Source organism: Syntrophomonas sp. UBA1041 (assembly GCF_002316705.1).
GTDB lineage: Bacteria > Bacillota > Syntrophomonadia > Syntrophomonadales > Syntrophomonadaceae > DTU019.
Genome location: NZ_DCEA01000013.1, coordinates 59,904 through 68,248, shown reverse-complemented (window position 1 = coordinate 68,248; position 8,345 = coordinate 59,904). Strand labels below are relative to the sequence as shown.

Below are 8,345 nucleotides of genomic sequence, written 5' to 3'. Positions count from 1 at the left end.
GATACCTATCAGGGGGCCTGGGTACCGCTGGAGGCTGAATTCGCCGGGGGATGGATCAGCCTTGATAGTTTGGGAACATACGGCATGATCGGAAAGAGGGGGTAGGGGTTATGGTTAAACGGATAGCAATCTTTATGATGGCATTGATGCTGCTGTCTGCCGGGGGGGTTCAAGGAGCCTGGGCGGCAGATACCGTGGTTGTAATCGAAGGTTATTTGATGGAATTGAATCCCCAGTCCGATTCCGGGGCCGCCAACCTCCGGGTTGAGGATTATTCCGGGGCTCTCTACCGCTTGTCGGTGCCTGACCCGGCGCCGTTTGCCATCGACGGCATCCCCGTTGGCTGGGCTGATCTGCAACCCGGACTGGAGGTGATCGTGGCTGCTGAAGGTTCGCGATTAATCAGCCTGGAGGCTTTTTCCACCCCTCATCCGGGATATATAGCTCCGGGAAGCCTGACCGTAATAGGGCTGGTTACTGCTGTTGACCGAGATCAAATCACGGTTATGGAGGATACCGGTCTGGAGGGGCATTATACTTTAGCTCCTTTTACCACCGTCACCAAGAACGGAGTGGCGTTGCCTTTAAATGCTTTATATGTGGGCGACCGGGTTATACTCCATTTTGACGACCTCGACAGTGCATTGATCAGCCGCATGGAAATTGAAGGCAAATCCATTCTGGTCAGCCAGCTGTATCGTGCCACCTTGCAACTGGTTAATCCACTGGAAGGCATATTGTCCTGTTCAGAAGTGGAAGCCTTCCATAACGGGACCTGGCAGCCTGCCCAATCGGCCAGGTCTTTTGCCTATAGCGGTGACCTCCCCGTATATTTGAGCGGGCACCGGATCATGACCGCCAATCTGAAATACTACCGCGGTAAAACCGTGTACCTTTTGACCAAACAGGTTATGGGACAGGAAAAAATCGAGCGGCTGATCCTTAAAGGTCATACCGAGTACACCTATAATGGCCGCCTTGATCGGGTGAACTTTTTTAGCGGGGAGTTTGAGTTAAATCAGAAAAATTTCATGATGGGTGAAGGCACCGTCATAATAAAGGACGGACGCCTGCAGGATAAAAGCGTGCTCAGCAGCGGGAGCAGCGCCCTGGTCATTGCTGACAGCTGGCTGGGGCAGTCCTTGAGCAACATCGTCTGCATATTTGACCAGGCTCTCAACAATTCCAGCCTGGGCCAGCAAAGGCTGTATTACGGGCGTATCGACCTGATTACCGAGGACAGCTTGTGGCTTAAAAATCCATATCAGCTGCAGAATAATCTATTTGCAGATGCCGGAGATGAGGTGCAGCTTTATTATGGCAGCGACAGTCGGGTTTATGACACCGAAACAGGCGACTGGCTGGAAACTGGAGAACTCCTGGCCGGCTCCTACGCGGTGGATGAAGCAAGCGAGTACAGCGAGGATCATGACCTCAAGGATTGGTACGGCTATGTTTATACTGACAGTGATCATATCATAGGTATGGCTGTAGAGCCGGATAAAGGCGATTTGGATTCATTGCGGGTCAGTACCGGAACCATATCGACGGTGGTGGATGATCCCCTTATAGGCTGGAGCATCACTCTGGGAGACGGCTATGACTGGAGCAATCATAACCGGCAGTGGATGCTCAAGAGTCAGTTCCTGAGACTGAGCACGGCAGATGCTTTGATCATTAAAAACGGACAGCCTGTCTCGGCCCACCAGCTCAAGCCAGGAGACCGTCTCTATCTGGTCCGGGATGATTTCTACGTTCGTTGTGCGGTTGTCAAGTAATCACGGCCGTATCTCGATAAACTAAAATATAATCTCTTTAGGAGCGGTATTATGCAAAGATGGCTAGCTTTACTGGTAGTTGTGCTTTTAATGACCCCTCTACAGCCGGTCTGGGCTGCGCCTCCTGATTATTGCGGCGGCGTAAATAATGAATATGAATATCAGGAAGTGGTGTTCCTTTCCGGAGAGCCGGTCTTATTTAAAGGCTCTTTCACCAGCAGTGAAAAAATAAGTGACGTCAAAGGTACAGTGAGTTACAAATTTGATCTGAAGCCGGCCGACCCTGCCTTGAAGGGCAGCCTGGACCGGCGCGTTACCTACGAATCGGCTTACACCAATTTCAGCCCACAAGGCCAGACTACTGGAGCAACCGGCATAAAGAGCTACCGGGAAACTGTGGTTTTAGGAGAGGATCGTTTCACCCTGGAGGATTATCAATTCTCCCGTTCGGATGTGGTGGACAACCGTCCGGCGGCGGATTTCTTTTCGGGGACCATCGCGGCCCGCAAGGTTTATAAGCTTAATAAAGATGAAGGCACAGTGATAGTGGATATCAGCGGAGGAGCCGTGGGCTACAGCAATTTCTGGGGCAAGACCGAAACCCAGATACTGGACTACAATCTGCAGTCTGAGCTGCTGCCCTCTCCCGGTGATGAAGAAAAGCGGGGCGGCTTCTCCTGGGCGGGCACAGTCCGGGTAATCGCCTCCGACAGTTTGCGCAAAAGCCTGGATTACTCCCCCAACGAGGTTTCTCTGTCCAGTTTCCCGGGGGGTCATATGACGGTAGAAAAGCGGGAAATGGTGTCCAGCTGCCAGTATGACCTGCCACGAATGAAGGACGGCGTTCCCCGGGAATACCAGCGGGAAAGCGGTGAGATAGATCTGCATCAGGCCATGCTCCCCAATATCGAACGCTTGATTTTACCCAAGTTCCGCGATTTAGGCGGGCACTGGGCCGAGGAGGATATCAAAAAGCTTTATTCTCTCAATGTTTTTCAGGGGACCTCGCCCTTCTTTCTGCCAGATGCTCCTATGACCCGTATGGACTTCACCCGTGCGGTAATGAGGTCCTGTAATATCAGCCCGGAACAGCCCCAGAAAACTGGCCTGGTACGGACCCGCAAGGCCGCCTCCGAGGCTTCGCTGGTAAAGGATGTGCCGAGCAGTAATCCTGACTACCAATATGTAAAAGAAGCTATTAACCGGGGACTGGTGCAAGGGGTTGGCGGCTATTTTCTGCCTGATTCATCCCTGACGCGGGCGCAGGCGGTTACCATTCTGGTGCGGGGTCTGGGATTTGAATACAATGCTCCCGCCCCGGGATTTTTTACCCAGTTTCGCGATGATGCCGAAATCCCGGCCTGGGCCAAAGACAGCGTTTACATGGCCCGTCAGATCGGACTTTTGGCCGGAGACAGCAGCAATCGGGTGCATCCCAATCAGGTCATGACCCGGGCTGAAGCCTCAGCTATGCTGATTCGTTTCTTGAGCTTTCTGGAAAGGGATCTGCAACAGGATTACCGGGAAAATATCGTACTTTATAAATAGCCGCCGGGTTGATCAAAAGGCAGTTATAACGAAAGCGGTGAAACACCGATGACAAGAAACCGGACTTTTACAATTGTAATAATTGCTCTTCTCTGCCTGCTGGCGGTATGTTACCTGTGGCCGGCAGGGGTGGGGGCGGCTTTGCCTTTTAACAGCCGTTCAGACCTGTGGGATCCCGGCAAAAGCCAGCAGCAGCCGGTTTATACTTTTCCCCGGGCCGAGAAAACCAGCTATCAAATGGATCTGTATCTGGATACTTTAAACCGCACCATTTATGGCCAATCCTTGATCAGCACCGTCAATTCCTCAGGCGGGGTTCTGGGGGAATTGTGGCTGACGGTATATCCTCAGGCCTTCCAGAGCAAAGGCTTAAGCCCCGCGCCGGCTGCAGCTTATTCTCAGGGCTTTTCCCGGGGGGGGATGCAGATCAAGCAGATCCAGGTCAACGGAGAGAACAGCGAGTTCCTGATGGAGGACATCTCCTTGAAGATCATGCTGCTCCGCGAATTATTGCCCGAGCAGGAGATTGATATAAGGATATCCTGGCTGGCCGAGGTGCCTCGGGTTGGATATCGCTACGGGACCCAGGACGGGATTTTTATGCTGGGACATATCTATCCGGTCTTAAACACTTTGACCGCTGACGGCTGGTGCCTGCCGACCAATATTCCCTTTGGCGATCCCTTCTGTCTGAGCGCGGCTAATTATCTGGTACGCATTAACGCTCCGCAGCATTACCAGTTGTTAACCAGCGGGGAGAAAATCGCCGGCCTGGCCCTGGATAACGGCCGGGAAAACCATCTCTTCAAAGCTGAAATGGTGCGGGATTTCTCCCTGACCGCCGTTTCCGGTTATGAAAAACTGCAACAGCAGCACCAGAACACAACTTTGAACTGTTATGTCCCTCCCCGGCTGAAGGAGGAGGGAAAGCAGATGCTAGCGGAAGCGGGGCGAATTCTGGAGTACTTCAACTGTATGTGGGGCTCATATCCTTACGGCGAATTAAACCTGGTGGTGGCGCCGATGCATGGATTTGCCGGTATGGAATACGCAGGGGTGGTGTATGTGGCCGAGAACCAACTGAGCAGCCCGGGTTTAGGAAATTTGCTGGCTCATGAAATCGCCCACCAATGGTGGTATGGAATGGTGGGCAATGACCAGTATGATGAACCGTGGCTGGATGAAGGACTGGCCAGTTACAGCGCTTCATTGTACCTGAACTACCGGCAAGCCACAACCTCGTCTACGCCGATGGCCGTTCAAGCCATGAAGCTGGATCGGGCTTTGCCTGAATTTTCCGGACCCGATCAATACCATTCCGTGGCCTACCAGGGCGGGGAATCATTCTGGTGGGCACTGGAGGAGGAGCTGGGCCATGACAAGGTGCAAAAAATCTTGCGCAGCTATTTGGCCAAATATAAATACCAGCTGGCTTCAACAGCGGATTTAAAACAGGTTATCAATCAGGAAGCACACCGCGATATGAGCAGCTTTTTTTCCAGATGGTCCCTGTGATTACACCAGGGCTCCGCATTCGCGCAGCAGCCTGGTTGCGATATCGGCCTGATCGTTGTCAGCTGTCATGGTCAGGATATGGTTGTAGCCTCCCTGATCAGAACCAAATGAGCCTGCCATCCCGCTGACATCCGGATCGGATCCCAGCAGGATTTGATGATGGCCCTGACGGGCCCGTCCTGATCCCAGGACCAGGGCGGTTAAACTGGTTGCCGGGGTACTGTAAACCGTTCTGCCCGGAACCGGTACGATGGTATCTACAGATATGTCTTGAAAACCATGTCGAGTTAAAACCTGAGCCGCTTTGGCAGCTTCGCCTTCATCGCGGAAATAGGCCAGAATTGACCGGTTACCCCTATCTAATCGCATTTCCTTAGCCTCCTTGCATAATTTCAGGACATTTGCTCAAAAATTGGCCGAGTCACCTGTTTATAGTTTGTGCCCGGATAAGGTAGAATATATGTGGTAAATAAAGCACTGAGGAGGTCGTTCATGAACCCCATTGAGGAGATCAAATCCGCTTTGCGAAGCATGATCATATCAGCATTGAATCAGGCCCGGGCTGAGCAAGCCCTTGTTTTTGATTCTATCCCCGATTTTGTGATTGAAGTGCCGCGGGAAAAAGGGCATGGGGATTTTGCCTGTAATGCGGCCATGCTGATGGCAAAATCAGCCCGCCGGGCGCCCCGTGAAATTGCCCAGATTATAGTTGACCACCTTGACCGGCAGGCTCTTTCGCATCTCGACCAGGTAGCTGTGGCAGGGGCTGGATTTATAAACATGTACCTGCGCTCCGATTGGCTATACAAGATCCCGGCCCTGGTGATGCGGATGAAAGAGGCCTATGGCTCGGCCCCCCGCAACGGTAAACGGGTTCAGGTGGAATTCGTCAGCGCCAATCCCACTGGAAACCTGCATATGGGCAATGCCCGCGGCGGAGCTATCGGCGATACCCTGGCCAACGTGCTCCATTATGCCGGCTATGACGTGGAACGTGAGTTTTACATCAATGATGCCGGCAATCAGATTGAAATATTTGCGGAATCCCTTGAAGCCCGGTACCTGCAGCTTAGCGGGCAAAATGTGACCTTCCCGGAAAACGGCTATGCCGGCCAGGACGTGGTGGATACGGTAAAGAGTATCAGGGCCCGGGAAGGAGACAGCCTCCTGCAAGTAGATTCCCGGGAACGGCAGCAGAGACTGGTGGCTATGGCCCTGGAAGAGAAGCTGGCTTATATCCGCCACACCTTGGAAAGCTTTGGCATCAGCTATGATTTGTGGTACAGTGAAAAAACGCTGCATGAGAGCGGACAGGTCAAGGCCGTGATCGAGGAACTGAGGCAAAAAGGCTACATATACGAGAAGGACGGGGCTCAATGGTTTAGGACCACTCTATTGGGTGATGAAAAGGACGAGGTGGTCATCCGCGCCAACGGACTCCCCACCTATTTTGCAGCCGATATCGCCTATCATAAAGATAAATTCGAGCGGGGCTTTGATTGGGTCATAGATGTATGGGGAGCCGACCATCATGGCCATGTGGCCCGTATGAAAGGAGCCATGGCCGCACTGGGATATGACCCCGCGCAGCTGGACGTGATCTTGATGCAGCTGGTGCGCTTGTACCGGGGCGGGCAGATTGTGCGCATGTCAAAACGCACCGGAACTACGGTTTCACTGGATGAACTGATCGAAGAAGTCGGCAGGGATGCGGCGCGTTTCTCCTTTGTGATGCGCAACCCCGACAGCCACCTGGATTTTGATATGGAACTGGCCAAACAGCAGAGTCTGGAAAATCCGGTTTATTATGTGCAGTATGCTCACGCCCGCATCTGCAGCATATTCCGCCAGGCTGGGGCCGCCGGTGTAAAATGGGATCAAGGAGAAACGCCAGATATTGCGGTGCTTAACCAGGCCGAAGAGATCGTTATATTGAGAAAAATCGCCGAGTTCCCCATGGAGGTGGAGGTTGCCGCCAAAACCCTGGCGCCGCACCGTATCGCGCGTTATTCCCTGGATCTGGCTGCTTTATTTCACAGTTACTATAACCACTACCGGGTTCTGCAAGAAAATGCGGCTCTGCAAACCGCGCGCTTAAACCTGATGAAAGCCATCCAAATAGTTATTGCCAACGCGTTGTCCATTATCGGGGTGACAGCCCCGGAGCACATGTAGGAGGTATAGCATGAAAACACGCAAAAAGAGTGAAGCTGATTGGGCTGTAGAGATTCTCACTATCAATGGGGAACCGATGCACTATCTGCAGCTGATCACCGAGATTGCCGAAAAGATGGGGAGAAAGACTGACATCGGGACCCTGACCTCCATTTACACCCGCTTGAATCTTGACAACCGTCTTATTTACCAGAGTGAAGGCTACTGGTTTTACCACGTCAATCGGGCCACCAGGAGGGAATAGCTTATGATTATAAACTGGTTGGGCCATGCTTCGTTTTTGATCGACAGCCCCCTGGGCCGGATTATAACCGATCCTTTTGAGAAGAAACTGGGTTATCAGGAGTATCGTCAGCCGGTTGACATCGCCACGGTGAGCCATCAGCACTGGGATCATAATGCGGTACAGGTATTGCAGGGCGATCCCCGCATCATCTCGCAACCCGGGGTTTTCCAAATCGGCCAGATTCGCATTGAAGGCATGGAGAGCTTTCACGACCGGAAGAAGGGTCAGCAAAGGGGGCGGAATATAATTTACAAGATCGCTGCCGAGGGCTTGGATATTGTACACCTGGGCGATCTCGGCCATATCCTTGAGCCCCGGCAGATAGAGGCCATTGGCAATGTGGACATTCTGCTTCTTCCGGTAGGGGGCATATACACCATAGATGCCCAGGAGGCCAGAGTGGTGGCGGAACAACTAAACCCTGTCATCATCGTGCCTATGCATTATAAAACTAAACACCTCAGCTTCGAGCTGGATCCTTTGGAGAGGTTTACCGGCCAATTCGAAAAAACTGTTAAAAGGCCTTCTCTGCAGGTCAGTGCCGAGGACCTCCATGAATCGGCTGGCGTTGTAGTGCTGGACTATCCCGGCAGTTGACCTTAAATGATAAAGAGGTGTACAATTCATAAGAATGGGTAGTTCGAACCACACCAGGGAAAGCGGGGATCGGGAAAGTGACCAAATACATATTCATAACAGGGGGCGTTGTTTCTTCGCTAGGTAAGGGAATCACGGCTGCATCATTGGGAAGGTTGTTGAAAAGCAGGGGACTTAAAGTAGCTTTACAGAAATTTGACCCCTATATTAATGTAGACCCGGGCACGATGAGCCCTTACCAGCACGGAGAGGTTTACGTAACCGAGGATGGAGCGGAAACCGACCTTGATGTGGGGCATTATGAGCGCTTTGTGGACGAGAACCTTACCCGCCTTTCCAATTGTACTACCGGACGCATCTACCAGGCGGTGATAGATAAAGAAAGACACGGGGATTACCTGGGACAGACGGTTCAAGTTATTCCGCATATCACCAACGAAATTAAA

At 52.3% G+C, this 8,345-nt stretch carries 7 protein-coding genes and 1 pseudogene; 7 read left to right on the top strand and 1 reads right to left on the bottom strand.

Features of this window, described 5'->3' with window-relative positions; genetic code table 11:
• Positions 1–110 precede the first annotated feature (110 nt).
• The 3 genes from B2633_RS02800 to B2633_RS02790 are packed head-to-tail and all read left to right on the top strand — an operon-like array spanning position 111 to position 4,841.
• Complete coding sequence (locus B2633_RS02800) at positions 111–1,778, top strand: hypothetical protein (protein ID WP_483169016.1); 1,668 nt, start codon at positions 111–113, stop codon at positions 1,776–1,778.
• A gap of 51 nt (positions 1,779–1,829) precedes the next feature.
• A complete protein-coding gene (locus tag B2633_RS02795; RefSeq protein WP_483169014.1) occupies positions 1,830–3,326 on the top strand; it encodes an S-layer homology domain-containing protein in 1,497 nt (498 codons plus the stop codon).
• A gap of 48 nt (positions 3,327–3,374) precedes the next feature.
• Positions 3,375–4,841: a M1 family metallopeptidase gene (locus B2633_RS02790; protein ID WP_483169012.1), complete on the top strand. Its 1,467-nt coding sequence runs from the start codon at positions 3,375–3,377 to the stop codon at positions 4,839–4,841.
• Here the strand turns inward: B2633_RS02790 and B2633_RS02785 are convergent, their stop codons facing one another.
• Positions 4,842–5,210 carry a hypothetical protein gene (locus tag B2633_RS02785; RefSeq protein ID WP_481041757.1) on the bottom strand — a complete coding sequence of 123 codons (369 nt, stop codon included), beginning with the start codon at positions 5,208–5,210 and terminating at the stop codon, positions 4,842–4,844.
• Between the two features lie 123 nt (positions 5,211–5,333).
• Here B2633_RS02785 and argS point away from each other — a divergent pair, with 123 nt between their 5' ends.
• The 4 genes and pseudogenes from argS to B2633_RS02765 all read left to right on the top strand — a co-directional run.
• Positions 5,334–7,016: an arginine--tRNA ligase gene (argS, locus tag B2633_RS02780; protein WP_483169011.1), complete on the top strand. Its 1,683-nt coding sequence runs from the start codon at positions 5,334–5,336 to the stop codon at positions 7,014–7,016.
• Between the two features lie 10 nt (positions 7,017–7,026).
• Positions 7,027–7,260 (top strand): DNA-directed RNA polymerase subunit delta, encoded by a 234-nt coding sequence (locus tag B2633_RS02775; RefSeq protein WP_483169010.1) that lies wholly within the window; start codon positions 7,027–7,029, stop codon positions 7,258–7,260.
• 3 nt (positions 7,261–7,263) lie between these two features.
• Positions 7,264–7,899, top strand: coding sequence for an MBL fold metallo-hydrolase (locus B2633_RS02770; protein WP_483169008.1), 636 nt, complete (start codon positions 7,264–7,266; stop codon positions 7,897–7,899).
• A 77-nt stretch (positions 7,900–7,976) separates the two neighbouring features.
• A pseudogene (locus B2633_RS02765) lies at positions 7,977–8,345 on the top strand (CTP synthase); the annotation flags it as partial.